This window comes from Pseudomonas sp. PB101 (assembly GCF_009764265.1).
GTDB lineage: Bacteria > Pseudomonadota > Gammaproteobacteria > Pseudomonadales > Pseudomonadaceae > Aquipseudomonas.
Genome location: NZ_RWIR01000052.1, coordinates 203,625 through 228,162 on the forward strand (window position 1 = coordinate 203,625; position 24,538 = coordinate 228,162).

At 60.3% G+C, this 24,538-nt stretch carries 24 protein-coding genes; 16 read left to right on the forward strand and 8 right to left on the reverse strand.

Features of this window, described 5'->3' with window-relative positions:
• Positions 1-149: 149 nt before the first annotated feature.
• On the forward strand, positions 150-1,061 hold the full coding sequence (locus EI969_RS15990) for a LysR substrate-binding domain-containing protein (RefSeq protein WP_150716587.1): 912 nt from the start codon (positions 150-152) through the stop codon (positions 1,059-1,061).
• Positions 1,062-1,141: 80 nt separating this feature from the next.
• Here EI969_RS15990 and EI969_RS15995 read toward each other — a convergent pair whose 3' ends face one another.
• Positions 1,142-1,732 (reverse strand): reprolysin-like metallopeptidase, encoded by a 591-nt coding sequence (locus tag EI969_RS15995; RefSeq protein ID WP_160388634.1) that lies wholly within the window; start codon positions 1,730-1,732, stop codon positions 1,142-1,144.
• Positions 1,733-2,138: 406 nt separating this feature from the next.
• On the opposite strand from EI969_RS15995, the gene purE reads away from it, so the two are divergent.
• The 4 genes from purE to EI969_RS16015 all read left to right on the forward strand — a co-directional run bounded on the left by purE (position 2,139) and on the right by EI969_RS16015 (position 4,701).
• Positions 2,139-2,630, forward strand: a complete 492-nt coding sequence (purE, locus tag EI969_RS16000; RefSeq protein WP_160388635.1) for a 5-(carboxyamino)imidazole ribonucleotide mutase — start codon at positions 2,139-2,141, stop codon at positions 2,628-2,630.
• Positions 2,631-2,641: 11 nt separating this feature from the next.
• Positions 2,642-3,724: a 5-(carboxyamino)imidazole ribonucleotide synthase gene (locus tag EI969_RS16005; protein WP_160388636.1), complete on the forward strand. Its 1,083-nt coding sequence runs from the start codon at positions 2,642-2,644 to the stop codon at positions 3,722-3,724.
• Positions 3,725-3,831: 107 nt separating this feature from the next.
• Entirely contained in the window at positions 3,832-4,077 is a 246-nt protein-coding gene (locus tag EI969_RS16010; RefSeq protein WP_090177848.1) for a GlsB/YeaQ/YmgE family stress response membrane protein, read from the forward strand.
• Positions 4,078-4,164: 87 nt separating this feature from the next.
• Positions 4,165-4,701: a DUF3299 domain-containing protein gene (locus EI969_RS16015; RefSeq protein WP_160388637.1), complete on the forward strand. Its 537-nt coding sequence runs from the start codon at positions 4,165-4,167 to the stop codon at positions 4,699-4,701.
• Positions 4,702-4,839: 138 nt separating this feature from the next.
• Here EI969_RS16015 and EI969_RS16020 read toward each other — a convergent pair whose 3' ends face one another.
• Together EI969_RS16020 and EI969_RS16025 are read right to left on the reverse strand one after the other, a co-directional pair.
• On the reverse strand, positions 4,840-5,739 hold the full coding sequence (locus EI969_RS16020) for a D-hexose-6-phosphate mutarotase (protein WP_160388638.1): 900 nt from the start codon (positions 5,737-5,739) through the stop codon (positions 4,840-4,842).
• 69 nt (positions 5,740-5,808) lie between these two features.
• Complete coding sequence (locus tag EI969_RS16025; RefSeq protein ID WP_007942704.1) at positions 5,809-6,213, reverse strand: acyl-CoA thioesterase; 405 nt, start codon at positions 6,211-6,213, stop codon at positions 5,809-5,811.
• A 363-nt stretch (positions 6,214-6,576) separates the two neighbouring features.
• Between EI969_RS16025 and EI969_RS16030 the strand changes: the two genes are divergently transcribed.
• From EI969_RS16030 to EI969_RS16065, 8 genes are all read left to right on the forward strand, one after another.
• Positions 6,577-7,875, forward strand: a complete 1,299-nt coding sequence (locus EI969_RS16030) for an MFS transporter (protein WP_160388639.1) — start codon at positions 6,577-6,579, stop codon at positions 7,873-7,875.
• Positions 7,876-8,074: 199 nt separating this feature from the next.
• On the forward strand, positions 8,075-9,076 hold the full coding sequence (locus EI969_RS16035) for a phosphate ABC transporter substrate-binding protein PstS (RefSeq protein WP_056726832.1): 1,002 nt from the start codon (positions 8,075-8,077) through the stop codon (positions 9,074-9,076).
• Positions 9,077-9,543: 467 nt separating this feature from the next.
• Positions 9,544-11,577: an ABC transporter permease subunit gene (locus EI969_RS16040; protein WP_178120700.1), complete on the forward strand. Its 2,034-nt coding sequence runs from the start codon at positions 9,544-9,546 to the stop codon at positions 11,575-11,577.
• A 15-nt stretch (positions 11,578-11,592) separates the two neighbouring features.
• Positions 11,593-13,263, forward strand: a complete 1,671-nt coding sequence (gene pstA, locus EI969_RS16045; RefSeq protein ID WP_160388641.1) for a phosphate ABC transporter permease PstA — start codon at positions 11,593-11,595, stop codon at positions 13,261-13,263.
• A 172-nt stretch (positions 13,264-13,435) separates the two neighbouring features.
• Positions 13,436-14,269, forward strand: a complete 834-nt coding sequence (gene pstB / locus EI969_RS16050) for a phosphate ABC transporter ATP-binding protein PstB (RefSeq protein ID WP_160388642.1) — start codon at positions 13,436-13,438, stop codon at positions 14,267-14,269.
• A gap of 71 nt (positions 14,270-14,340) precedes the next feature.
• The gene (phoU, locus tag EI969_RS16055) at positions 14,341-15,102 is read left to right on the forward strand and encodes a phosphate signaling complex protein PhoU (RefSeq protein ID WP_095964354.1); all 762 of its coding nucleotides are present in this window, start codon (positions 14,341-14,343) and stop codon (positions 15,100-15,102) included.
• 167 nt (positions 15,103-15,269) lie between these two features.
• Positions 15,270-16,172 (forward strand): response regulator, encoded by a 903-nt coding sequence (locus EI969_RS16060; RefSeq protein ID WP_160388643.1) that lies wholly within the window; start codon positions 15,270-15,272, stop codon positions 16,170-16,172.
• A 208-nt stretch (positions 16,173-16,380) separates the two neighbouring features.
• The gene (locus tag EI969_RS16065; RefSeq protein ID WP_160388644.1) at positions 16,381-17,304 is read left to right on the forward strand and encodes a M23 family metallopeptidase; all 924 of its coding nucleotides are present in this window, start codon (positions 16,381-16,383) and stop codon (positions 17,302-17,304) included.
• 116 nt (positions 17,305-17,420) lie between these two features.
• Here the strand turns inward: EI969_RS16065 and EI969_RS16070 are convergent, their stop codons facing one another.
• From EI969_RS16070 to phoB, 3 genes are all read right to left on the reverse strand, one after another.
• Positions 17,421-18,761 carry a hemolysin family protein gene (locus EI969_RS16070; RefSeq protein ID WP_160388645.1) on the reverse strand — a complete coding sequence of 447 codons (1,341 nt, stop codon included), beginning with the start codon at positions 18,759-18,761 and terminating at the stop codon, positions 17,421-17,423.
• Positions 18,762-18,884: 123 nt separating this feature from the next.
• Positions 18,885-20,171 (reverse strand): phosphate regulon sensor histidine kinase PhoR, encoded by a 1,287-nt coding sequence (gene phoR, locus EI969_RS16075; protein ID WP_178120702.1) that lies wholly within the window; start codon positions 20,169-20,171, stop codon positions 18,885-18,887.
• Between the two features lie 75 nt (positions 20,172-20,246).
• Complete coding sequence (phoB, locus tag EI969_RS16080; protein WP_160388647.1) at positions 20,247-20,936, reverse strand: phosphate regulon transcriptional regulator PhoB; 690 nt, start codon at positions 20,934-20,936, stop codon at positions 20,247-20,249.
• 153 nt (positions 20,937-21,089) lie between these two features.
• Here phoB and EI969_RS16085 point away from each other — a divergent pair, with 153 nt between their 5' ends.
• Entirely contained in the window at positions 21,090-21,482 is a 393-nt protein-coding gene (locus tag EI969_RS16085) for a hypothetical protein (protein WP_160388648.1), read from the forward strand.
• Between the two features lie 51 nt (positions 21,483-21,533).
• Here EI969_RS16085 and ubiA read toward each other — a convergent pair whose 3' ends face one another.
• Both ubiA and EI969_RS16095 read right to left on the reverse strand, forming a co-directional pair.
• The gene (gene ubiA / locus EI969_RS16090) at positions 21,534-22,424 is read right to left on the reverse strand and encodes a 4-hydroxybenzoate octaprenyltransferase (RefSeq protein WP_160388649.1); all 891 of its coding nucleotides are present in this window, start codon (positions 22,422-22,424) and stop codon (positions 21,534-21,536) included.
• A complete protein-coding gene (locus tag EI969_RS16095) occupies positions 22,424-22,987 on the reverse strand; it encodes a chorismate lyase (protein WP_160388650.1) in 564 nt (187 codons plus the stop codon). The genes ubiA and EI969_RS16095 overlap by 1 nt, the downstream gene beginning before the upstream one ends.
• 200 nt (positions 22,988-23,187) lie before the next feature.
• Between EI969_RS16095 and EI969_RS16100 the strand changes: the two genes are divergently transcribed.
• Together EI969_RS16100 and EI969_RS16105 are read left to right on the forward strand one after the other, a co-directional pair.
• Positions 23,188-23,355 carry a rubredoxin gene (locus EI969_RS16100; RefSeq protein ID WP_160388651.1) on the forward strand — a complete coding sequence of 56 codons (168 nt, stop codon included), beginning with the start codon at positions 23,188-23,190 and terminating at the stop codon, positions 23,353-23,355.
• 22 nt (positions 23,356-23,377) lie between these two features.
• Positions 23,378-24,526, forward strand: coding sequence for an NAD(P)/FAD-dependent oxidoreductase (locus tag EI969_RS16105; RefSeq protein WP_160388652.1), 1,149 nt, complete (start codon positions 23,378-23,380; stop codon positions 24,524-24,526).
• Positions 24,527-24,538 lie beyond the last annotated feature (12 nt).

A 24,538-nucleotide genomic window follows, 5' to 3' on the forward strand; every position in this document is an offset into this window, starting at 1 on the left:
GTGCCGGAACGCTGTGAATGCTAGGCTTGTGCGAATTTTTGGGCCAATGCTGTTAAACACTAGGCTATGCACATTCGGCATAATGCTCGTGTGACGCCGGCTTGACGGCGAGCGTGTGACCTAAATTGGTGCGTGTCCGGGAGGACGTGATGAATCTGGAAAGCAAATGGCTGGAGGACTTCAGTGCCCTGGCCGCCACCCGCAGTTTCTCCCAGGCGGCCGAACGGCGCTTCGTGACCCAACCGGCGTTCAGTCGACGAATCCGCAGCCTGGAAGCGGCGCTGGGGCTGACGCTGGTCAATCGTTCTCGCACGCCGGTGGAACTGACAGCGGCAGGGCAATTGTTTCTGGTCACCGCCCGTACCGTGGTCGAGCAGCTCGGCGAAGTGTTGCGCCATCTGCATCACCTGGAAGGCGGGCAGGGCGAAGTGATGCAGGTCGCTGCCGCGCATTCCCTGGCGCTGGGCTTCTTTCCACGCTGGATCGCGCAGTTGCGCAACGAAGGCCTGAACATCGCCACGCGGCTGGTGGCGACCAACGTGGGGGACGCCGTGCATGCTTTGCGCGAAGGTGGCTGCGATCTGATGCTCGCTTTCTACGACCCGGACGCGGCGATGCAGATGGACCCGGAAATCTTCCCGTCGCTGCACTTGGGCCACACCGAAATGCTCCCGGTGTGTGCCGCCGACGCCGATGGAAAACCGCTGTTCGATCTGGAAGGCGAAGGCAGCGTGCCGCTACTGGCATACAGTGCCGGGGCCTTTCTCGGCCGTTCGGTGAACTTGCTGTTGCGCCAACGGGCCTTGCGCTTCACCACCATCTACGAAACCGCCATGGCCGACAGCCTGAAAAGCATGGCCCTGGAGGGCTTGGGCATCGCCTGGGTGCCGCAACTGAGTGTGCGCGCCGAATTGGCGCGGGGTGAGCTGGTGGTCTGCGGCGGGCCGCAATGGCATGTGCCGCTGGAGATCCGTTTGTATCGCTGCGCGCTGGTGCGCAAAGCGAATGTGCGGTTGTTGTGGCGCAAACTCGAGGGTGGCGCAGCGGGTACTACTGTTTGAGTACCGAGAACTCATGGCCACTTCTGTGGCCATGAGTTGCAGCAGTCGTTCATTCAGCGTAATGCGATACTGATTTGAACTTACGGAAAAGCACTAAGGTATTTGCGAATATTATCTCGATTTTTGTCGCTGTATCGATAAGCGTTTCCACGGGTGCTGGAGAATTCGTCCGTTAGCATGATCGTGTCGTGCCACCAGCCGTCGTAGACTACTTCGCTGTCTTCATGTGTTGCGCCAAACATGTGGCCTATTTCATGTGCCGGGATTTGGTAGGTAGTAATCGCCGCAATTGCGCAATGACCTTTGATAAGGCCGAATCCACCTATCCCTCCCAGGAGACCTCCTGCCTTTGTGTGAATATTGTCTCGGGTCAACAAGAGGATTTTTGTCAAATTTACTTCATGCTCATCGCTTTTTAATACTCTTTTATACCAGTCGCCAATCAGGGTTACCCAGCCTCGCAGTGCAGCTGAACCATCTTCGTTTTTATAGTTATATCCCGACAAATCCGGAACCTCATGATGATCGTACATAAAAAACCTGACGTCGCGTTCCGAGATGGATTCAAGTTCTGTTTTCAACCAGGAAAAGTAATCGGTGTATAAAACATTTTTTTCATAACCCTGAAGATCCTGGTGGAGGACTATTATTATGGAAATGGGTTTTTTCATTTTTTAACTCCCTGTTCGATTATAGCTTCTTTGCAATTTTATATTTGACTTTGCCTGGTGGAGTTCGCAATTTTTTAAGTTGGTTTAATTGTTTCTGGCGAGAGTTTTTTATGAACTAATTATCACGAGATCCGCCTATTGAATTGCGAGTTGTATTGAGCTGTTAGTTTGAGAAATACACGACATTCAGGCAATCAGTTGGCTGACCTGATAGTCAGGAAATACGTGTTTTTCGAGCGCATGACAGATGGTCGCCACAGGGGCTGTTTATCCGCTTCTTTGAGGTATACTGCGCGGCCTTCGGCCGGTTACGACCGGCCATAATTCGTACAAACAAGCCACGCATCCTGCGTGGCTTGTTGTTTTTTGATGCGCCCGCGGGCGCCCAGAGAGAAGAGGCACGACGATGAGTGCACTGGTTGGCGTGATCATGGGCTCCAAGTCCGATTGGTCCACCCTTAGCCACACCGCCGATATGCTGGAAAAGCTCGGCATCCCCTACGAGGTGAAAGTGGTTTCTGCCCACCGCACCCCGGACCTGCTGTTCCAGTACGCTGAAGAAGCGGAAGGGCGTGGCATCGAGGTGATCATCGCCGGTGCCGGTGGCGCGGCTCACCTGCCAGGCATGTGTGCGGCCAAGACCCACCTGCCGGTGCTGGGCGTGCCCGTGCAGTCGGCAATGCTTTCGGGTGTCGACTCGCTACTCTCTATTGTGCAGATGCCTGCGGGCATTCCGGTCGCCACCCTGGCCATCGGCAAGGCCGGTGCGATCAACGCAGCGTTGCTGTCGGCGAGTATCCTTGGTGCCAAGCATCCGCAGTTCCACGCGGTGTTGAAAACCTTCCGTGCTGAGCAGACAGACAGCGTCCTGGAAAATCCAGACCCACGCATCGCCTGAGGTTGTTGACGATGAAGATCGGTGTAATCGGTGGCGGCCAGTTGGGTCGCATGTTGGCGTTGGCGGGCACTCCGCTGGGCATGAACTTCGCTTTCCTGGACCCGGCGCCTGACGCTTGCGCAGCCGCGTTGGGCGAGCACCTGCGAGCCGATTACGGCGATCAGGATCACCTGCGCCAGCTGGCCGATGAGGTCGACCTGGTGACCTTCGAGTTCGAAAGCGTGCCGGCGGAAACAGTCGCGTTCCTCTCGCAATTCGTCCCGGTCTACCCGAGCGCCGAAGCCCTGCGCATCGCCCGCGATCGCTGGTTCGAGAAGAGCATGTTCAAGGACCTGGGGATTCCTACCCCGGCGTTCGCGGATATCCAGTCCCAGGCCGACCTGGACGCCGCCGTGGCTTCCATCGGTCTGCCGGCCGTGCTGAAGACCCGTACTTTGGGTTACGACGGCAAGGGCCAGAAAGTCCTGCGTACCCCTGAAGATGTGGTCGGCACCTTCGCCGAGCTGGGCAGCGTGGCCTGCCTGCTGGAAGGCTTCGTGCCGTTCACCGGTGAAGTCTCGCTGATCGCCGTGCGTGCGCGCGACGGTGAAACCCGCTTCTACCCGCTGGTGCACAACACCCACGACAGCGGCATCCTCAAGCTGTCCATCGCCAGCACCGATCACCCGCTGCAAGCCCTGGCCGAAGATTACTCCAGCCGTGTGCTCAAGCAGCTGGATTACGTTGGCGTGATGGCGTTCGAGTTCTTCGAAGTCGACGGCGGCCTCAAGGCCAACGAAATTGCGCCGCGCGTGCACAACTCGGGGCACTGGACCACCGAAGGCGCCGAGTGCAGCCAGTTCGAAAACCACTTGCGGGCCGTTGCCGGTCTGCCATTGGGTTCGACGGCCAAGGTTGGTGAAAGCGCGATGCTCAACTTCATCGGCAAAGTGCCAGAGACCGAGAAGGTCCTGAACATCGCCGATTGCCATCTGCATCACTATGGCAAGGCGTTCAAGATCGGCCGCAAGGTGGGTCATGCCAACCTTCGCTGTGCAGACCGCGAGACGCTGGCGGCCCAGATTCTCAAGGTTGAAGCACTGATCGCCGAATAGTTTTTATCTGGCAACGGCGGAACCTTCAGGTTCCTCCGTTCTCTCATGGCAGGTTACGAAAGTCTGACTAGGCTTTCGAATAGCGACTTCATTGAGAGGGGAATGCCATGGGAATTATCGGAACCATCTTTATCGGCCTGATCGTCGGTTTGCTGGCACGGTTCCTGAAACCGGGCGATGACAGCATGGGCTGGATCATGACGATCCTGCTCGGTATCGGCGGTTCGCTGGCGGCCACCTATGGCGGTCAAGCCCTGGGTATCTATCAGGCTGGCCAAGGTGCAGGCTTCATCGGGGCGCTGGTGGGCGCCGTTGTGTTGCTGGTGATCTACGGACTGATCAGGAAGAACTGATCCCGGCGATAAAGCCCTCTCCGCCAAACCGGTCGAGAGGGCTAGAATGCTCGGCGTTTCCTGTTCTTACCTTTACCGAGCACCTTCATGCGCCGTCTTTTGCTGACTCTCGTTTTACTGGGTTCGGGCTTTGCCCATGCCGGCGAACTGCCGGAAACCGACTGGCTCGAATTGATGCCCAAGTCGGACCAGAAGGCCCTCGAGGCCATGCCCGAAATCGACCACGACTCCCCTGAAGCCAATGGCACTTTCACCGACAAGGGTGGAATGAAGCAGGCCAAGGGCTTGCCGGCGGTGATGTACTCGACCAAGACCGTGGCGTCGATGAACGACAAGGACATCCGCATTGGCGGCTACCCGGTGCCGCTGGAGTCCGACGCGAAGGGCCGCAGCACGTTGTTCTTCCTGGTGCCGTACCCGGGCGCCTGCATCCACGTGCCGCCGCCACCGCCCAACCAATTGGTGTTGGTGCGCTATCCACAAGGCCTGAAGCTGAATGATATCTACACGCCGCTGTGGGTCACCGGCACGCTGAAGGTTGAAAAGGTCAGCAATGACCTGGCCGATGCGGCGTATGCGCTGGATGCGCAGAAGGTGCGGGTGGTGAAAGAATCGGATTTGTAACGCGCCGCCAGAAGGCCTGGCACAAAAACCTGTGGGAGCGAGCTTGCTCGCGATGAGGCGATAACATTCAACATTTATGTTGCCTGTTACACCGCCATCGCGAGCAAGCTCGCTCCCACATTGGTTTTGTGGTGTTGCTTAGAGCGGTTTGCTACCGACGCTCACGCCCAGGGTGTGGCTCGCACCTGGTTTCAGGTTCACCACATCGCCCATCACGTTCGCCGTCTCGATGCACAGCATGCGCTGCCAGCCATCGTCCGCCATATCGCTGAACGCGGCGGCGCGGTCGATCCACGGGTTCCAGATCACCGCCGTACGCGAACCACTGCTGGTCAGTACGATGCGCCGTTCCCAGGCCGGATCGACGATGGTCAGCTGCGGCGGGGCATCGAGGTAGATGCGGTCGGTCTCGCCGGTAAAACGCAGGTCACCGGCCTGGGTGACGGTTTTCCAGTTGTCCAGGGTTTCGATGTAGTTGAGACCATCCACGCCTTCGACGTGCACTTCACGCACATCGCTGACGGCAAAATAACTGTGCAGCGCCTGGCTGATGCTGACGGTATCGGCGCCGCGGTTGTGGCTGCTCAGTTGAATGTGCAGTTGGTCGTCGAGGCGAATGCTCAGGGTCAGATCCACCTGGTGCGGCCAGCCGGGGAAGCCGCCTTCGGGGTAGGGCAGGAGGAATTCGACTTTCAGGCTTTCGCCTTCGGCTTCAATTCCCCCCAACTCCCAATCCATTGCCCGCACGAAGCCGTGAGCCGACGGTGCCTCCTTGCCGGCGCGCATCGCCTGAACGCTTTGCGGGTTGCGCTCGAACACGCCGAACCACGGCCAGCACACCGGCACGCCGGCACGGATGCTCTTGCCGGTCTTGAACACGGCCTCATCGTTGAGCCAGATCAGCGGCGGCTGGCCAGCCAATTGATAGCTGAGGATGTGCGCGCCTTGCTGGGCCACCAGTAATTCGGCCTGACCGTGGCGGATACGCCAGCAGTTCAGTTCATCCAGTTTTACGGCTTCAACATTGGGCGTGCTCATGGGACAGCTCTCGATCAGTAACGTGGACAACTATCGACCGCAAAACGGCTACCAGGTTTAAACACTCTTTCAGCGAGCCCGAGGCGGAACCGAACGAGTGCGGCCGCTGCCGTCGATGGCAACGAACACAAACACCGCTTCGGTTACTTTACGCCACTCGCTGGACAGTGGATCGTCGCTCCAGACCTCGACCATCATCTTGATCGAGCTGCGGCCGATTTCCAGGGCCTGGGTATAAAAGGAAAGCTGGGCGCCCACCGCCACCGGAACCAGAAACGCCATGCGGTCGATCGCAACGGTGGCAACGCGCCCGCCGGCGACCTTGCTGGCCATCGCGGTGCCTGCCAAATCCATCTGCGCCACCAGCCAGCCGCCGAAAATATCGCCAAAGCCGTTGGTTTCGCGAGGGAGCGCGGTGATTTGCAGGGCCAGGTCGCCTTGCGGGATCGGATCTTCTTGTTCGAGCTCTATCATGCCGGGGGTGCCTCTGACCCGTGACTCTTCGTTGGTATTGCTGGTGGTAGCCGTCTTCGGGAAAAACGATTCAGCACCGAACATACTACGTTCGTCACGTTTTCCATCAGGCGCCTAAAGGGAAACTCTGCGAAATCGCCTATGAACCTGACAGGCGTTTTCGCACAGCAACCCCTGAAAACCGGAGCAAGACTGCGAGTATATCGGTCGGTAGACTCCGCGACGACCGTCCGGTTCTCATTTTGACCGTCAAAAACGCACCTCTATGTGCTTTTTCGAACAATTTGCTATCGTGCCGGACCTGCCCAAACCTCCGCCAGCGTTGTTGAGGTTGCAGATCCGACTATAAGAGAAGCCCTTGCCATGACCACAGCGCCCTCGAGCATCGCGCAGCCAGACCAACCCGCACGTCCGCTGACCCGCAACGACTACAAGACTCTATCGCTGTCTGCCCTGGGCGGCGCGCTGGAGTTCTACGACTTCATCATCTTCGTGTTCTTCGCCACGGTGGTGGGCAAGCTGTTCTTCCCGGCGGACATGCCCGAGTGGCTGCGCCTGATGCAGACCTTCGGCATCTTCGCCGCCGGCTACCTTGCACGGCCGCTGGGCGGCATCGTGATGGCGCACTTCGGCGACCTGCTGGGACGCAAGAAGATGTTCACCCTGAGCATCTTCATGATGGCGGTGCCGACCCTCATCATGGGCCTGCTGCCGACCTATGCGCAGATCGGCATGTGGGCGCCGATCCTGTTGCTGTTGATGCGGGTGATCCAGGGCGCCGCCATTGGTGGTGAAGTGCCGGGGGCGTGGGTCTTCGTTTCCGAGCACGTGCCGCAGCGCCATGTCGGCTACGCCTGTGGCACACTGACCAGCGGCCTGACGGCGGGCATCCTCCTAGGTTCGCTGGTCGCCACGGCGATCAACAGCGTCTATACCCCGGTGGAAGTGGCGGATTACGCCTGGCGGATCCCGTTCCTGCTCGGTGGCGTGTTCGGTCTGTTCTCGGTGTACCTGCGTCGCTGGCTGCACGAGACCCCGGTGTTCGCCGAGCTGCAACAGCGCAAGGCCCTAGCCGAAGAAGTGCCGCTGCGCGCGGTGCTGCGTGACCATCGTGGTGCCATCGCCATTTCGATGCTGCTGACCTGGCTGCTGTCGGCCGCCATCGTGGTACTGATCCTGATGACCCCGACCGTGTTGCAGACGGTCTATCACTTCTCGCCAACCACGTCCCTGCAGGCGAACAGCCTGGCGATCGTGTTCCTGAGCTTTGGCTGCATCATCGCCGGCGCGCTGGCCGACCGCTTCGGTGCGGGGCGAGTCTTCGTCTTTGGTTGTACTGCGCTGCTGGCCAGCTCCTGGACCTTCTATCACAGCCTGGCCGACCATCCCGACTGGCTGTTTCCGATGTATGCCCTGACCGGTCTGCTGGTCGGCACCATCGGCGCGGTGCCGTATGTGATGGTCAAGGCGTTCCCGCCGGTGGTGCGCTTCAGCGGTTTGTCGTTCTCGTACAACGTCGCCTATGCGATTTTCGGTGGTCTGACGCCGATGATCGTCAGCCTGTTGCTCAAGGAGAGCGCGATGGGGCCGTCTTATTATGTGGCGGTGCTGTGCGGGGTCGGGATTCTGGTAGGTGCATATCTCTGGAAGAAGGGGCGCTAGTTGGGCCTCATCGCCAGCAAGCCGGCTCCTACAGAAGTCCGTAGGAGCCGGCTTGCTGGCGATGAGGGCAGCGCGAATTATCCCGCAACAGCCAAATACTGGCCTTTCATCCAATTGTCATATTTCAGCCATAGAGTGTTCACACGGCCTGCTGATACTTGGCCCCGACTTAACACACCCTATCTGCTAGGAGTAAGGCATGAAACTGAAGCGTTTGATGGCGGCAATGACTTTTGTCGCTGCTGGCGTTGCGACTGCCAACGCGGTTGCCGCTGTTGACCCTGCTATCCCGAGCTACACCAAGACCACTGGTGTGTCGGGCAACCTGTCCAGCGTTGGTTCCGACACCCTGGCCAACCTCATGACCCTCTGGGCCGAGAACTACAAGAAAGAATACCCGAACGTAAACATCCAGATTCAGGCCGCTGGCTCCGCCACCGCGCCACCTGCGCTGACTGAAGGCACCTCCAACCTGGGCCCGATGAGCCGCAAGATGAAGGACACCGAACTGGCTGCCTTCGAGCAGAAGTACGGCTACAAGCCAACCGCCATCCCGGTTGCCGTGGACGCCCTGGCTGTGTTCGTTCACAAGGACAACCCGATCCAGCACCTGACCATGGAACAGGTCGACGCGATCTTCTCGTCCACTCGTCTGTGCGGCGCCAAAGCTGACGTGAAAACCTGGGGTGACCTGGGTGTGACCGGCGACCTGGCCAACAAGCCGGTGCAACTGTTCGGTCGTAACTCGGTATCCGGCACCTACGGCTACTTCAAGGAAGAAGCCCTGTGCAAAGGCGACTACAAGCCAAACGTGAACGAACAACCGGGTTCGGCTTCGGTCGTGCAGTCGATCAGCTCCTCGCTGAACGGCATCGGTTACTCGGGCATCGGCTACAAGACCGCTAGCGTGAAGACCGTGGCCCTGGCCAAGAAAGGCAGCCAGGACTTCATCGAAGACACCGAAGAAAACGCCCTGAACGGCAAGTATCCGCTGTCGCGCTTCCTCTACGTTTACGTGAACAAAGCCCCGAACAAGCCTCTGGCCCCGCTGGAAGCCGAGTTCGTGAAACTGGTTCTGTCGAAACAGGGTCAGGAAGTTGTAGTGAAAGACGGTTACATCCCACTGCCGGCCAAAGTAGCTGCAAAAGCACTGGCTGACCTGGGTCTGGCGGAAGGCGGCGCTGAAGTCGCAAAAAAGTAACACCCTAGGCCCGGGGCTCACCCCGGACCTGTGTAGGAGCCGGCTTGCTGGCGATGGTCATCCATCCGCAGAAAATGTGTCGGATGTACCATTTTTCGCCAGCAAGCCGGCTCCTACAACCCCAAATTCTCTATCCACTGCCAGCGACCGCTGGCGGCGGATTTGTTGCGTCACTGCACTGTCATCTTTCTGTCATACAGGATCGCTAGGGTGTGCGAATGAATGATCTGGCCAATTCCACAATGACTACTAATCCCCCCAAGCGAATTGATTTCAATACGCCTGAGCTACAACGCAAGCGTCGCATCCGCGCGCTCAAGGATCGCTTCACCCGCTGGTACGTCCTCATCGGCGGCCTGGCGGTGCTGGCAGCCATCACACTGATCTTCTTCTTCCTCGCCTACGTGGTTGCGCCCCTGTTCCAGGGTGCCAGCCTGACTGCGAAAGATGCGATCACCCCAGCCTGGATGCAGGACGCCGGCAAGCCGCTGATGATCTCGCTCGAAGAGCAGAACCAGGTGGCGATGCGGGTTTCCGACAAGGGCCAGGCATTGTTTTTCGATATCGACAGTGGCGCCGAACTCAAGCGCGTCGATTTGCCTGTTCCGGCCGGTACCACCGTCACTTCCATCGGTGAAGACCAGCCAGGTCATCCGTTGGTGGCCGTGGGCCTGTCCAACGGCCAGGCACTAGTGTTCCGTCACACCTATAAGGTCAGCTACCCGGATGGCAAGAAAACCATCTCGCCAGCCATTGAATACCCTTACGGCGAAACCCCGATCGCGCTGAACGAATCCGGCGGCGCGCTGGAACACGTCAGCCTCAACGCCACCGATTCGACCCTGATGTTGGTCGGCTCCACCGGTTCGCAACTCAATGTTCTGTCGCTGACCAGCGAAGAGAACATGATGACCGGCGAAGTCACCAACGAGCAGAAGCGCATCGACCTGCCGCAAATGACCGAGCCGGTGAAGAACATCTTCGTCGACCCGCGTCAGCAGTGGCTGTATGTGGTCAACGGGCGTGCCCAGGCGGACGTGTTCAGCCTGCGCGACAAGAGCCTCAACGGTCGCTACAAACTGCTTGAAGACGGTGAAGCACAAGTCACCGCCAGCACCCAGCTGGTGGGCGGCATTTCGTTGATTATCGGGGACTCCAAAGGTGGCCTGGCCCAGTGGTTCATGGCCCGAGACCCCGATGGCGAACAGCGCCTGAAGCAGATCCGCACCTTCCAGATGGGCACCACGCCGATCGTTGAAATCACCGCCGAAGAACGCCGCAAGGGCTTCGTGGCCCTGGACGCTTCCGGCAAGCTTGGCGTGTTCCACAGCACCGCTCACCGCACCCTGCTGGTGGAACCGGTCGCTGAAGGCCAGGGCGTTTTCGGTCTGTCGCCTCGTGCCAACCGCGTGATCGTCGAAGCTGGCGGCAAGCTGCACCCGCTGCTGCTCGACAACCCGCACCCGGAAGTATCGTGGAGCGCCCTGTGGAGCAAGGTCTGGTACGAGAACTACGACGAGCCTAAATACGTCTGGCAATCGACCGCCGCCAACACCGACTTCGAACCCAAACTGAGCCTGTCGCCTCTGACCTTCGGTACCCTGAAAGCCGCGTTCTACGCCATGCTGCTGGCCGCTCCACTGGCCGTTGCGGCGGCGATCTACACCGCGTACTTCATGGCCCCGGGCATGCGCCGCAAGGTCAAGCCAGTGATCGAGCTGATGGAAGCGATGCCGACGGTAATCCTCGGTTTCTTCGCCGGTCTGTTCCTCGCACCGTATGTGGAAGGGCATTTGCCGGGCATCTTCAGCCTGTTGATGCTGCTGCCGATCGGCATTCTGGTGGCGGGTTTCGCCTTCAGTCGCCTGCCTGAATCGATCCGCCTGCGAGTGCCGGATGGCTGGGAAAGTGCGCTGCTGATTCCGGTGATCCTGTTCGTGGGCTGGCTGTCGCTGTACATGAGTCCGTTCATGGAGAACTGGTTCTTCGGCGGCGACATGCGCATGTGGATCTCCCACGACCTGGGCATCACCTACGACCAGCGCAACGCACTGGTGGTCGGTCTGGCCATGGGTTTCGCGGTCATCCCGAACATCTACTCCATCGCCGAAGACGCCGTGTTCAGCGTGCCTCGCGGCCTGACCCTGGGTTCCCTGGCCCTCGGTGCCACGCCGTGGCAGACCATGACCCGCGTGGTGATCCTCACCGCGAGCCCGGGCATCTTCTCGGCGCTGATGATCGGCATGGGGCGTGCGGTCGGTGAAACCATGATCGTGTTGATGGCCACCGGCAACACCCCGGTCATGGAAATGAACCTGTTCGAAGGCCTGCGCACCCTGGCCGCCAACGTCGCGGTGGAAATGCCGGAGTCGGAAGTCGGCGGCAGCCACTACCGCGTGCTGTTCCTCTCGGCGCTGGTGCTGCTGTTGTTCACCTTCGTCATGAACACCCTCGCGGAACTGATTCGTCAGCGTCTGCGCAAGAAATACTCGTCGCTTTAAGAAAGGTAGAAGTCTGTGAAACAGAACTCCCTGAAAGGATGGTTCAAGAGCGGCGCCCCCGGCGTCTGGATCAGCGGTGGCGCGGTGTCCATCGCGGTCATCATGACCATTGGCCTGCTGGCAGTGATTGCCGTGCGCGGCCTGGGTCACTTCTGGCCGGCGGATCTGATCCACGCCAGCTACGACGTGCCGGGCCAGGCCAATCACCTGGTCATCGGCGAAGTGGTACAGAAGGAAGAAGTCCCCCGTGCCCGCTTGAAGAGTGCCGGCTTGCCGGTGCCTGAGCAGGGCCCGGAGTTCATGACCCGCGAGCTGATCAAGGTCGGCAACCGTGACCTGAACGGCACCGACTTCACCTGGATCGTCGGCGAGTGGCTGACCAACCAGACGACGCCGCCGGAGCTGATGGCCATCGAGCGTCGCGAGTGGGGCAACTTCTACGGCTACCTGGTCAACGTCAAACAGGACGGCAAGGTCATCGCCGAGGGCGAGGCTGCCTGGCCTGAGCTGCAAGCGCGGATCAACCGTGTGAACGGGCTCGCCGCCCAGCTCAAGTCGCTGGAAAAGACCGACATCGGTGCGATCAACGCAGGGCTGGAACGCATCCGTCTGCACGGTCGCAAACTGGAACTGGAAGGCAAACTCGACGCCACCGCACAAGCGGACATGGAGTCCGAGCGCGCCGAACTCAATGCCCGTTATCAGGACATCGAAGCGCGTCTGGCCGATCTGCATGCGCAGTTCAATCGCGATGCGCTGACTGCCCGCGATGCCAATGGCAAAGAGATTGAAATCGGTCTGGGCAAAGTGGTTCACGCCTACCAGCCGAACGCGATGAGCACCTTCACCAAGGTTGGCTTCTACTTCAGCAAGATCTGGGAATTCCTGTCGGACGACCCGCGTGAAGCGAACACCGAAGGCGGCATCTTCCCGGCGATCTTCGGTACCGTGATGATGACCCTGATCATGGCGATGATCGTCACCCCGTTCGGCGTGCTGGCAGCGGTCTACCTGCGTGAATACGCCAAGCAGAACACCCTGACGCGGATCATCCGTATCGCGGTGAACAACCTGGCGGGCGTTCCGGCGATTGTCTACGGCGTGTTCGGTTTGGGCTTCTTCGTCTACGTACTGGGTGGTTCGGTCGACCGCCTGTTCTTCCCGGAAGCGCTGCCCGCACCGACCTTCGGTACACCCGGTCTGCTCTGGGCCTCGCTGACCCTGGCGCTGCTGGCGGTGCCGGTGGTGATCGTGGCCACCGAAGAAGGCCTGGCGCGGATTCCTCGCACCGTGCGTGAAGGTTCATTGGCCCTCGGCGCGACCAAGGCTGAAACCTTGTGGAAGATCGTCATCCCGATGGCCAGCCCGGCGATGATGACCGGCATGATCCTCGCCGTGGCCCGCGCCGCGGGTGAAGTGGCGCCGCTGATGCTGGTGGGTGTGGTGAAACTGGCGCCGTCGCTGCCGGTGGACGGCAACTACCCGTACCTGCACCTGGACCAGAAAATCATGCACCTGGGCTTCCACATCTATGACGTCGGCTTCCAGAGCCCGAACGTCGAAGCCGCACGACCGCTGGTGTACGCCACGGCATTGCTGCTGGTGCTGGTGATCGCGACGTTGAACCTGTCGGCGGTGTACATCCGTAACCACCTGCGCGAGAAATACAAAGCGCTGGATAGCTGATCAACACCGAACTGTAGGAGCCGGCTTGCTGGCGAAGGCATCACCACGGTGAGCCTGCGGGACCGAGTTGCCTGGATCGCCAGCAAGCCGGCTCCTACAAGGAAAGAATTGTGTAACCCGCAGGCTCGGCCTGTGGCAACCGAACCGAATTTGTTAGCACAGGGAGCCTCCCATGCAGCACGAAACACATACCCACGGCATCAACATGTCGGCCCTGGGTCGCGACAAACAGAGCCTGAACCTCGAGCAGGAAACCGTGGCCATCGAAGTGCCGGGCCTGAGCCTGTTCTATGGCGAAAAACAAGCGCTGTACGACGTCAGCATGAACATCCCGAAACAGCGCGTGACGGCCTTCATCGGTCCGTCCGGCTGCGGCAAGTCCACGCTGCTGCGTACCTTCAACCGCATGAACGACCTGGTTGACGGTTGCCGCGTTGAAGGCGAGATCAACCTGTACGGCAACAACATCTACCGCAAGGGCGAAGACGTGGCCGAGCTGCGTCGTCGCGTCGGCATGGTGTTCCAGAAGCCCAACCCGTTCCCGAAAACCATCTACGAAAACGTGGTCTACGGCCTGCGCATCCAGGGCATCAACAAGAAGCGCGTGCTCGACGAAGCCGTCGAGTGGGCACTCAAAGGCGCGGCGCTGTGGGACGAGGTCAAGGACCGTCTGCACGAATCGGCGCTGGGCCTGTCCGGTGGTCAGCAGCAGCGTCTGGTGATCGCCCGCACCATCGCCGTGGAGCCCGAAGTGCTGCTGCTCGACGAACCGTGCTCGGCACTCGACCCGATCTCCACGCTGAAAGTCGAAGAGCTGATCTACGAACTGAAATCGAAGTTCACCATCGTCATCGTGACCCACAACATGCAACAGGCCGCGCGGGTTTCCGACTACACGGCGTTCATGTACATGGGCAAGCTGGTGGAATTCGGCGACACCGACACCCTGTTCACCAATCCGGCGAAGAAGCAGACCGAAGACTACATCACTGGTCGCTACGGCTAGGAAGCTGTTGTTGCTCACTGAACTGACGCTGCGGTCCACCGCACCTTACCGGACGCTCCAAGGACGCCAACATGATTAGTAAAGAAGGCCTTACCCACCACATCTCCGCGCAGTTCAACGCTGAGCTCGAGGAAGTGCGCAGCCACCTCCTGGCCATGGGCGGGCTGGTCGAGAAGCAGGTCAACGACGCGGTCACCGCGCTGATCGAGGCCGACTCCGGCCTGGCCCAGCAAGTGCGCGAGATCGATGACCAGATCAACCAGATGGAACGCAACATCGATGAAGAATGCCTGCGCATTCTGGCCCGTCGTCAGCCGGCAGCGTCCGACCTGCGTCTGATCATCAGCATTTCCAAATCGGTGATCGACCTGGAACGCATCGGTGACGAAGCGACCAAGATCGCCCGTCGCGCCATCCAGCTGTGCGAAGAAGGCGAGGCCCCGCGCGGCTACGTCGAAGTGCGCCACATCGGTGACCAGGTGCGCAACATGGTCCGCGACGCACTGGACGCCTTCGCCCGTTTCGACGCCGAACTCGCCCTGTCGGTGGCGCAGTACGACAAGATCATCGACCGCGAATACAAGACCGCCCTGCGTGAGCTGGCGACCTACATGATGGAAGATCCGCGTTCTATCTCGCGGGTTCTGAGCATTATCTGGGTGCTGCGTTCGCTGGAGCGTATCGGCGACCACGCGCGCAATATCTCGGAACTGGTGATTTACCTGGTACGCGGCACCGACGTGCGCCACCTGGGTCTCAAGCGCATGAAGGAAGAAGTCGAAGGAACAACCGGCGAAACCGCTAATGTTCCGGGCAAAACTGACGATAAGTAAGGTTGCCCAAGTAAAGCGCCCGGCCTGATGGCCGGGCGTTTTTGTTTGCGGCCCATGAATTCGAAAAGCAGCACCCGCGAACGAAAAGTCCGGCGTGACTGAAGGTTTTTGGCAATGTGCCATCAGCAAGGCGGTATGCTGGCCGGGATTTCTTAAAGGGGTGGTGGATGAGTAAGGTCAGTGTGTTGGTCGTGGACGACGCGTCGTTCATTCGTGACCTGGTGAAAAAGTGCCTGCGCAATTATTTCCCGGGCATGCGGATCGAAGATGCGATCAACGGCAGAAAAGCCCAGGCCATGCTGGCCAAGGAAGCGTTCGACCTGGTCCTGTGCGATTGGGAAATGCCGGAAATGTCCGGCCTGGAACTGCTGACCTGGTGTCGTGAGCAAGACAACCTCAAAACCATGCCTTTCGTGATGGTGACCAGTCGTGGCGACAAGGAAAACGTCGTCCAGGCGATCCAGGCCGGGGTATCCGGTTACGTCAGCAAGCCGTTCACCAACGAGCAACTGATCACCAAGGTCAAGCAGGCGCTGCACAAGGTCGGCAAACTCGATGCCTTGATCAACGTAGCCGCGACCAAGACCCCCCCTGCATTCGCCAACGACTCCCTTGCCGCCTTGACGGCCGGCAAGGCCCCCGTCGCTACGCCATCGACCGCACCCGCACCGTCCAAGGGCTTGCTCAACAGCCCGCCGGTCAAGGCGCCTGCAGCCGCTTCGAATCCCGCCAGTGGCCGTGGCCAGGGTCAACTGCGTTTGCCGAACGGCATTCAGCAGTGCGTGATCAAGGCCTTGAGCCTCAAGGAAGCCTTGTTGGTGGTCAAGCGTACCGAGACCCTGCCGCAGATCCTCGACAGCGCCGTGCTGGACCTGGAGCAGGGCGACAATGCCGAAGTCGCCCGTCTCAACGGCTATCTGCACGCCGTCGTGGCGCACGAACCGAAACCTGACAGCGACTGGCTGCAACTGACCTTCCGCTTCGTCGACCAGGATGCGCAGAAGCTCGATTACATCTCGCGCCTGATTGCGCGGGGTACGGCGCAGAAGCACTTCATTCCTGGCGCTTGATTCAGCTTCGCCTGCAAGTCCGCTTTCGCGAGCAGGCTCGCTCCCACATTTGGAATGCGTTCTCATGTGGGAGCGAGCCTGCTCGCGAAGGGGTCATCACTGTTACCGCACATCTGCTGAACACCTTTTCTGAAACATCTGTCGACTACTCGGGTCCATTGCAGCTGCTAGGCTCCATTTCAGGTTTCACTCGACAGAATTCATCCCCATGTTCACGCGAATGCTGCTTTTTTGTGGTCTGTGCATGGCCGCCGTTTCGGCGACGGCCATGACGATCTACAAGTCCACCGATGCCAATGGCGTGGTCTCCTACAGCGACTTCCCCACCAGCAAAAACTCCAGGCTGTTTATTTTTCGCGATGGCATGGTCGAGCACCTTGAACGTCAGGTGCGTCTGATCATCTTGAAGAAGAACGGCGTGGACAGCGTGTACGTGCGCAATGACCTGTATGCGCCGGTCGAGGTCGAGCTGAGTTTCGCCGGGGTGAAGAACGCCAGCGGTGTACCGGCGCGTACGATTCGGCGCGTGATACCCCAACGCACCAGCGTTCGCCTGGCGCAGCTCTCGGCGAAAAACGCCGGAACGCCACTCGCCTACGTTCCGAAGTTCAATTACTCCCTGGGTGACCCCTCAGGGGTCGCCGTGGGCTATCGGTACCCTTTGCCCTGGCGTGGCGGGCCGTTCCGGATCAGTCAGGGTGCCAACGGACCTTACAGCCACTTTGGCCCCAAGAGCCGTTACGCCATCGACATTGCGATGCCTGAGGGCACACCGATCATTGCGGCGAGAGGCGGCGTGGTGGTGAAAACCGAAAATCGCCAGAGCGGCCGCGGCACCGATGCATCCGGCAATTTCGTGCGGGTGCTGCACGATGACGGGACCATGGGTGTTTACCTGCACCTGAAGAAAGGCTCGGTCCGAGTGCGGGAAGGCCAGCGGGTAACGGTCGGCAGTGCATTGGCGTTGTCCGGCAATACGGGTAACAGCACCGGGCCGCATTTGCACTTCGTGGTGCAGCGCAATACCGGGCTGGGGCTGGTGTCGATTCCGTACCAGTTCAGCCAGCCGGTGGGCGCGTTGCCCAACTTTGCATTGGGCGGTAGGAGCCGGCTTGCTGGCGATGAACGATAACGCGGTATCACAGAGTCACCGCAACCCCGTTTATTCACACATGCCAGCTTACGACTGCTGCGCAGCCGAGCGGGAGCAAGCTCCCTCGCCACAAGAGCTCGCCACCACAACCGCAATCAATCGAGCATCAACACCTTGGCCAGGACGATCTTCGGCCCCTTCATTTTCTTGATGATGATCCGCAGGCCTTCGACTTCCAGCACTTCTTCCTCTTCCGGAACGCGCTTGAGGCTTTCATAGACCAACCCGGCAAGGGTTTCGGCTTCGACGTGGTCGAGATCGATGCCCAGCAGCCGTTCTACCTTGAACAGTGGTGTATCACCGCGCACCAGCAGCTTGCCCGGCTGATACGCGAGGATTCCGCGTTCGGCCTTGCGGTGTTCGTCCTGAATGTCGCCCACCAGCACTTCCAGCACGTCTTCCATGGTCAGGTAGCCGATGATGTTGCCATCGGCCTCTTCGACCACGGCGAAGTGCGAGCCGCCCTTGCGGAACTGCTCCAGCAACTGCGACAGCGGCATGTGTCGCGACACGCGCTCCAGCGGGCGGGTCAGTTCGGCGAGGTTGAACGACTCGGGAATGTGGTCCAGCGCCGCCAGTTCCAGCAGCAGATCCTTGATGTGCAGCAGGCCGACGAACTCCTGGCGCTCGCTGTCGTACACCGGATAGCGGCTGAACTTGTGGCGACGGAACATCGCCAGGATCTGCTTGAGCGGCGCGTTGAACTCCAGGGTCACCAGGTCTTCGCGGGAGTTGGCCCAGTCGACCACTTCCAGTTCGCCCATTTCCACAGCGGAGGCCAACACACGCATGCCTTGGTCGCTCGGGTCCTGGCCACGGCTGGAGTGCAGGATCAGCTTGAGTTCTTCACGGCTGTAGTGATGCTCGTGATGCGGGCCGGGCTCACCTTGCCCGGCAATGCGCAGGATGGTGTTGGCACTGGCGTTGAGCAGGTAGATGGCCGGGTACATGGCCCAGTAGAACAGGTACAGCGGCACGGCGGTCCACAGCGACAGCAATTCGGGTTTGCGGATCGCCCAGGATTTCGGGGCCAGTTCGCCGACCACGATGTGCAGGTACGAAATGATGAAGAACGCGGTGAAGAACGATACGCCCTTGACGATCTCGGCCGACTCGACGCCAACGGCGCTCAGCAACGGTTCGAGAATGTGCGCAAACGCCGGCTCGCCGACCCAGCCAAGGCCCAGCGACGCGAGGGTGATACCCAATTGGCACGCCGACAGGTAGGCATCGAGCTGACTGTGCACGGTGCGCAGGATGTGCCCGCGCCAGCCGTTCTGTTCAGCGATGGCCTCGACCCGGGTCGAGCGCAGCTTGACCATGGCAAATTCCGCCGCAACGAAAAATCCGTTGAGCAAAACCAGGATCAGAGCAAAAAGAATCATGCCGAAGTCGGCGAAAATTGTAGCGAGGGACAAGCCAGGGGAAGGGTCCATGATGGAGTTTTGCGGGTTCCGTGTATTCGAAAGGGAAGAAAAAGCCGCGCCTGAAAGGCAGGCACAAGTCAGCCAATGTAGCGGCTGACTGGCCCGTTGCCTAGTGGCGCGTGCTGGCCGGTATCAGTCAGCGGTGCTGATCACCCGGGATTTGGTGACCTGGGCCGGGGCAAAGTGGCAGGTAAAGGTACTGCCGTGGCCCGGTACGCTGCTGATTTCCATCCGTGCCCGATGTCGTAACAAAACGTGTTTGACGATCGCCAGCCCCAGGCCGGTGCCCCCGGTGTTGGAGTTGCGGCTGGAGTCGACGCGGTAGAAGCGTTCGGTCAGGCGCGGCAGGTGTTTGTTATCGATGCCGATCCCGGAATCCTGCACGCTCAGGTGCGCCCCCTGGTCATCGCCCCACCAGCGGATGCGGATATTGCCTTCGGCCGGGGTGTACTTCACCGCGTTGAACACCAGGTTGGAAAACGCGCTGCGCAACTCCGCTTCGCTGCCCTTGAGCAGAATCGTCGGGTCGGCTTCCAGGGTGATCTTCTGGTTTTTCTGGCCGGACAACTGCTGCGCATCGCTCTTGATCGATTGCAGCAGGCCATCGATCGGCACCGGCTGGTTGTCCGACGGATAATCGGTGGCTTCCAGCTTGGCCAGCAACAGCAAGTCGTTGAGCAGTGTCTGCATGCGGCCGCCCTGTTGCTGCATCTGCTGCAGGGCACGGCTCCAGCGCGGGTTCACCTCGTCGACGTTATCGAGCAGGGTTTCCAGGTAACCGCAGATCACCGTCAAGGGTGTGCGCAGTTCATGGGAAACGTTGGCGATGAAGTCTTTGCGCATCTGTTCCAGCTGATGGATGCGCGTCACATCGCGCACCAGCATCAGGTGCTCGTTGTTGCCGTAGCGGGTGATGTACAGCTGGATGCGCACGCGGTCGTTGGTCGGCGAGGGGATTTCCAGCGGCTCGGCGTAACTGTCTTGCTCGAAGTATTCCTTGAAGCGCGGATGACGCACCAGGTTGGTCACCGGTTGGCCGCTGTCCTGCGGGGTCTTGAGGCCCAGCAGGGTTTCAGCGGCGCGGTTCCACCATTCCAGGTTGCCGTCGGTGTCGAGCATGATCACCGCGTCTTTCAGCGCGGCGGTGGACTCCTGAACCCGGTCGATCACCGCTTGCAGGCGTCCGCGTACCCGTTGGTCGCGGCGCTGCAGATGGTAGATGCTGTCGAACACCTCGCCCCACAGGCCATAGCCGTCGGGTGGCGCTTCATCGGGTTTGTGCAGGCGCAGCCACTCATGCAGACGCAGCAATTGCTTGAGGGTCCAGGCCAGGTAAAGACCCAGGCCTGCGGCGAGGCTCCAGCCGTAGTAGCCGGTGACCAGGCCGATCACCAGGCAGGCGGTGACCAGCAGCAGCATGTGGCGAATCAGGGTGCCATGCCAGTTTTGGTTCACGAAAAAAATACGTCCTTGAAAGTGGAACCGCTGCGATCATCAGGCCTTGGTCGAGAACCGGTAGCCAGTGCCGCGCACGGTTTGTACCAGATTTTCGTAAGCATCGCCGAGGGCTTTGCGCAGGCGCCGAATGTGCACGTCGACCGTGCGCTCTTCAACGTAGACGTTGCCGCCCCAGACCTGATCCAGCAACTGCCCGCGCGTGTAGGCGCGCTCCTGGTGGGTCATGAAGAATTGCAGCAGGCGGTATTCGGTCGGGCCCATCTCGGCAGGACGGCCGTCGATGGTCACGCGGTGGCTGATCGGGTCCAGCAGCAGGCCGCCGACTTCGATCTGCGCCTCGCCATCGGTCGGGCCGGCACGGCGCAGCACGGCCTTCAGGCGCGCCACCAGCTCACGGGGGGAAAACGGCTTGGTGATGTAGTCGTCGGCGCCGACTTCCAGACCCTGGATCTTGTTGTCCTCCTCACCCTTGGCGGTGAGCATGATGATCGGGATGTCCCCGGTCAGTTCATCACGCTTGAGGCGACGGGCCAGCTCGATGCCGGACGTGCCGGGCAGCATCCAGTCGAGCAGGATCAGGTCCGGTTTGCGGTCGACGATAATGGCGTGGGCCTGCTGGGAGTTCTCAGCCTCCAGGCAGTCATAGCCGGCCATTTCCAACGCAACGGCGATCATTTCGCGAATAGGCGCTTCGTCGTCGACGATCAGAATGCTCCTGCCAACCATGCCCTTAATCCTCTTGTCATTTAACTGTCTTGCGCCGCATTAGATAACGGAAATATTGCAGTCGTGTGACAGTATTTTAGTCGGTCGGCGATTGGCTGGATCCTGGACTAAGCTTTAAGTCCGAATCCTGACAACCACAAAAGGAAGGTTTCCATGAAGCAATCCTCGTTTTCCTTTAAAACCCTGCTGTTGGCGACTGCGCTTTCCTTGCCGGCCATGGCCTTCGCGGCTGATCCTGTGATGATGAAAGACGGCATGATGGTCGACCATAAGGGCATGACCTTGTACACGTTCGACAAGGACACTGGCGGCAAGTCTGTGTGCACGGGTGAGTGCGCAGATCACTGGCCACCGTTCAAGGCGGAGGCGGGCGCCAAGGCCGAGGGTAAGTGGTCGGTCGTCAAGCGTGACGATGGCACGATGCAGTGGGCTTACGATGGCAAGCCGCTGTACTACTACGACGACGACAAGAAGCCAGGAGACAAGACGGGCGACAAAAAAGGGGAAAAATGGCACATCATCACCAACTCCGGGCCGAAGATGTAAGCCCCATGGCAGTTGGCGTAGCCGGATGCAGGCTGCGCCAGCTGCTACAAGTCAACGCATCGCGTAATCCAGCACAATCCCGACGAAAATCGCCAAACCCGCCCAGTGATTGTGCAGAAACGCCTTGAAGCAACGCATCCGGTCTTTGCCTCGGGTGTACCAGAACTCCCACGCAAAGCAGCCCGCCGCCACCAGTAATCCGAGGTGGAACCAGCCTCCAAGGTCGAACTTCGACCCCGCCAGCAACAGGCAACCCAGCGCCAACCCTTGCAGGGTCAGGATGATCGCCCGGTCCGCATCGCCGAACAGGATTGCCGTGGATTTCACGCCGATCTTCAGGTCGTCATCGCGGTCGGTCATCGCGTAATAGGTGTCATAACCCACGGTCCACATCAGGTTGGCGATCCACAGCAGCCAGGCGACAGCCGGCAGCTCACCGGTTTCTGCCGTGAACGCCATCGGCATCCCCCAGGAAAACGCCGCGCCCAGCACCACTTGCGGGTAATAGGTGTAACGCTTCATGAACGGGTAACTGAACGCCAGCGCCAGGCCGCCCAATGACAGCCAGATGGTCGCGGCATTGGTGCACAGCACCAGCAGGAAACTTGCACCCATCAGCAACGCGAAGAACACCAGCGCCTCTTTGGAGCTGATCTTGCCGCTTACCAGTGGGCGTTGCTCGGTACGTTTCACATGGCCATCGACCTTGCGGTCCGCCCAGTCGTTGATCACGCAGCCGCCGGCGCGGGTCAGCACCACGCCGAGGACAAAAATCACGATGTTGGCCAGGGACGGCGAACCCTTGCCGGCAATCCACAGCGCCCACAGCGTCGGCCAGAGCAGCAGGTAAATGCCGATCGGCTTGTCCATTCGGGTCAGCTGAATGAAGTCCCAGGCCCGAGGGTTCAGGCGGTTCAAGGACTTGAGCAGGCTTTGGTACATCAACGGTTCTCCGTTTGGGCGCGTGCGGTGTCCCACAGGGAAGGCAGGAAAATTTCGGCCACCAGTATGCTCAAGGCGCCCCGATCAAAACGCGAACGGCGTCCCCACAACTCAGGCGCCCGCACTTCGCTCGGCAGCCATTCTTGAGGGTAATGACAAACCTCGATCGCCTGACGCTGGAACGCCCGGTCGCAAAACAGCAACTCACCCAGCGAGCGGCTGCCCAGCTCGTCCATGTGCAAGCCGTCACCGTGCAAGGCACTGCGTGACGCAACGCTGCGGGCGAACACCCACGCCTGGCCATGACCGCGCAGATACACTTCGCGCACCCAGCCTTCACTGCCTTCGGCCAGGTCCAGCGCGGCGCATTCATCGGCGCGCAGCGGCTGCCAGCCTTCGAGCAGCGGCGTGACGCTGAACGCATCATTCGACAGATGAACAAGGCGTCGGGTCAGCGAGCCTTCGTCGAAGAGCCAGTCCAGAATGGAGGCGTCGGGGAGGGGCGCCAATTGGCTGCGCGAGAGCCAGAGCGGGACCGGGGAGGGGGATTCTGTGTGTTGCACAATGAGTCATTATTGGCAGCAAATGAGGCGGCGAGCTTAACATGTCAGCCGCCGATGTTGATTGAATTGCCCCGCCGTTGCGCCGAACAGGCTTGCATCTGCCCGGCCCCATCAGTACAAAACGCCCTGAGCCGGACGGCAGCGCTGCAACCAACGACCGTCCGGCCGGCAAAACGCCTGAACCCTGAGGAAGTACCTGAATGAAAAAGTGGCAATGTATCGTCTGCGGCCTGATCTACAACGAAGCCGACGGTTGGCCGGATGACGGCATTGTGCCGGGCACTCGTTGGGAAGACGTCCCGGCAGACTGGCTGTGCCCCGACTGCGGCGTGGGCAAGATGGATTTCGAAATGATCGAAATCAACTGATAAAAGACAAGAGGAGTCAGGAATGAACGCACCTGTGGTCATCGTGGGAACCGGGCTGGCTGGCTATAACGTCGCCCGCGAGTTTCGCAAGCTCGACAGCGAAACCCCGCTGCTATTGATTACCGCCGATGACGGGCGCTCCTACTCCAAGCCGATGCTCTCTACCGGCTTCGGCAAAAACAAGGATGCCGACGGCCTGAGCATGGCCGAACCCGGCGCCATGGCCGAACAGCTCAAGGCCGAAATTCGCACCCACACGCGCATCAGCGGCATCGACCCGGGCCACAAGCGCCTGTGGATCGGTGAAGAAGCAGTGATCTACCGCGATCTGATCCTGGCCTGGGGCGCCGAAACCGTGCGCGTGCCGATTGAAGGCGATGCGGCGGATTGCGTGTTCCCCATCAACGACCTGGAAGACTACGCACGCTTTCGTGCGGCAGCCGCCGGCAAGCGCCGCGTGCTGCTGCTCGGCGCCGGCTTGATCGGCTGCGAGTTCGCCAACGACCTGACCCTGGGTGGCTTTGAGGTGCAACTGGTGGCGCCGTGTGAGCAAGTCATGCCGACCCTGCTGCACCCGGCGGCAGCGGCTGCGGTGCAGGCGGGCCTTGAAAGCCTCGGCGCGCGTTTCCACCTGGGGCCGGTGCTCAATCGCCTGCAACGCGTGGCGGACGGCCTCGAAGCGCACCTGTCCGATAGCCAGGTGATCCCGTGCGACGTGGTGGTCTCGGCCATTGGCCTGCGCCCCCGGGTTGACCTCGCGGCTGCGGCCGGTCTGCAGGTCAACCGCGGCGTCATGGTCGACCGACACCTGAAGACCTCCCACGCCAACATCTACGCCCTGGGCGATTGTGCCGAGGTCGACGGCTTGAATCTGTTGTACGTCATGCCCTTGATGAGCTGTGCGCGAGCCTTGGCGCAAACCCTGGCCGGCAACCCGACCGCCGTCACCTATGGCCCGATGCCGATCACCGTTAAAACCCCGGTGTGTCCTTTGGTGGTGTCCCCGCCGCCACGGGGCGCAGAGGGCATCTGGACAGTCGAAGGGCAGGGCGCCGACATCAAGGTTTTATGCCGTGATGCCGCGGGCAAGCTGCTCGGTTACGCACTCACGGGTGCCGCCGTAATGGAAAAACTGGCCCTGAACAAAGAGCTTCCGGCCCTGCTGGCATAAATACCGGTCGTT

Coding starts and splice junctions, on each gene's coding strand:
- EI969_RS15990 (WP_150716587.1), top strand. CDS start 150: ATGAATCTGGAAAGCAAATGGCTGGAGGACTTCAGTGCCCTGGCCGCC.
- EI969_RS15995 (WP_160388634.1), bottom strand. CDS start 1,732: ATGAAAAAACCCATTTCCATAATAATAGTCCTCCACCAGGATCTTCAG.
- purE (WP_160388635.1), top strand. CDS start 2,139: ATGAGTGCACTGGTTGGCGTGATCATGGGCTCCAAGTCCGATTGGTCC.
- EI969_RS16005 (WP_160388636.1), top strand. CDS start 2,642: ATGAAGATCGGTGTAATCGGTGGCGGCCAGTTGGGTCGCATGTTGGCG.
- EI969_RS16010 (WP_090177848.1), top strand. CDS start 3,832: ATGGGAATTATCGGAACCATCTTTATCGGCCTGATCGTCGGTTTGCTG.
- EI969_RS16015 (WP_160388637.1), top strand. CDS start 4,165: ATGCGCCGTCTTTTGCTGACTCTCGTTTTACTGGGTTCGGGCTTTGCC.
- EI969_RS16020 (WP_160388638.1), bottom strand. CDS start 5,739: ATGAGCACGCCCAATGTTGAAGCCGTAAAACTGGATGAACTGAACTGC.
- EI969_RS16025 (WP_007942704.1), bottom strand. CDS start 6,213: ATGATAGAGCTCGAACAAGAAGATCCGATCCCGCAAGGCGACCTGGCC.
- EI969_RS16030 (WP_160388639.1), top strand. CDS start 6,577: ATGACCACAGCGCCCTCGAGCATCGCGCAGCCAGACCAACCCGCACGT.
- EI969_RS16035 (WP_056726832.1), top strand. CDS start 8,075: ATGAAACTGAAGCGTTTGATGGCGGCAATGACTTTTGTCGCTGCTGGC.
- EI969_RS16040 (WP_178120700.1), top strand. CDS start 9,544: ATGCAGGACGCCGGCAAGCCGCTGATGATCTCGCTCGAAGAGCAGAAC.
- pstB (WP_160388642.1), top strand. CDS start 13,436: ATGCAGCACGAAACACATACCCACGGCATCAACATGTCGGCCCTGGGT.
- phoU (WP_095964354.1), top strand. CDS start 14,341: ATGATTAGTAAAGAAGGCCTTACCCACCACATCTCCGCGCAGTTCAAC.
- EI969_RS16060 (WP_160388643.1), top strand. CDS start 15,270: ATGAGTAAGGTCAGTGTGTTGGTCGTGGACGACGCGTCGTTCATTCGT.
- EI969_RS16065 (WP_160388644.1), top strand. CDS start 16,381: ATGTTCACGCGAATGCTGCTTTTTTGTGGTCTGTGCATGGCCGCCGTT.
- EI969_RS16070 (WP_160388645.1), bottom strand. CDS start 18,761: ATGGACCCTTCCCCTGGCTTGTCCCTCGCTACAATTTTCGCCGACTTC.
- phoR (WP_178120702.1), bottom strand. CDS start 20,171: ATGCTGCTGCTGGTCACCGCCTGCCTGGTGATCGGCCTGGTCACCGGC.
- phoB (WP_160388647.1), bottom strand. CDS start 20,936: ATGGTTGGCAGGAGCATTCTGATCGTCGACGACGAAGCGCCTATTCGC.
- EI969_RS16085 (WP_160388648.1), top strand. CDS start 21,090: ATGAAGCAATCCTCGTTTTCCTTTAAAACCCTGCTGTTGGCGACTGCG.
- ubiA (WP_160388649.1), bottom strand. CDS start 22,424: ATGTACCAAAGCCTGCTCAAGTCCTTGAACCGCCTGAACCCTCGGGCC.
- EI969_RS16100 (WP_160388651.1), top strand. CDS start 23,188: ATGAAAAAGTGGCAATGTATCGTCTGCGGCCTGATCTACAACGAAGCC.
- EI969_RS16105 (WP_160388652.1), top strand. CDS start 23,378: ATGAACGCACCTGTGGTCATCGTGGGAACCGGGCTGGCTGGCTATAAC.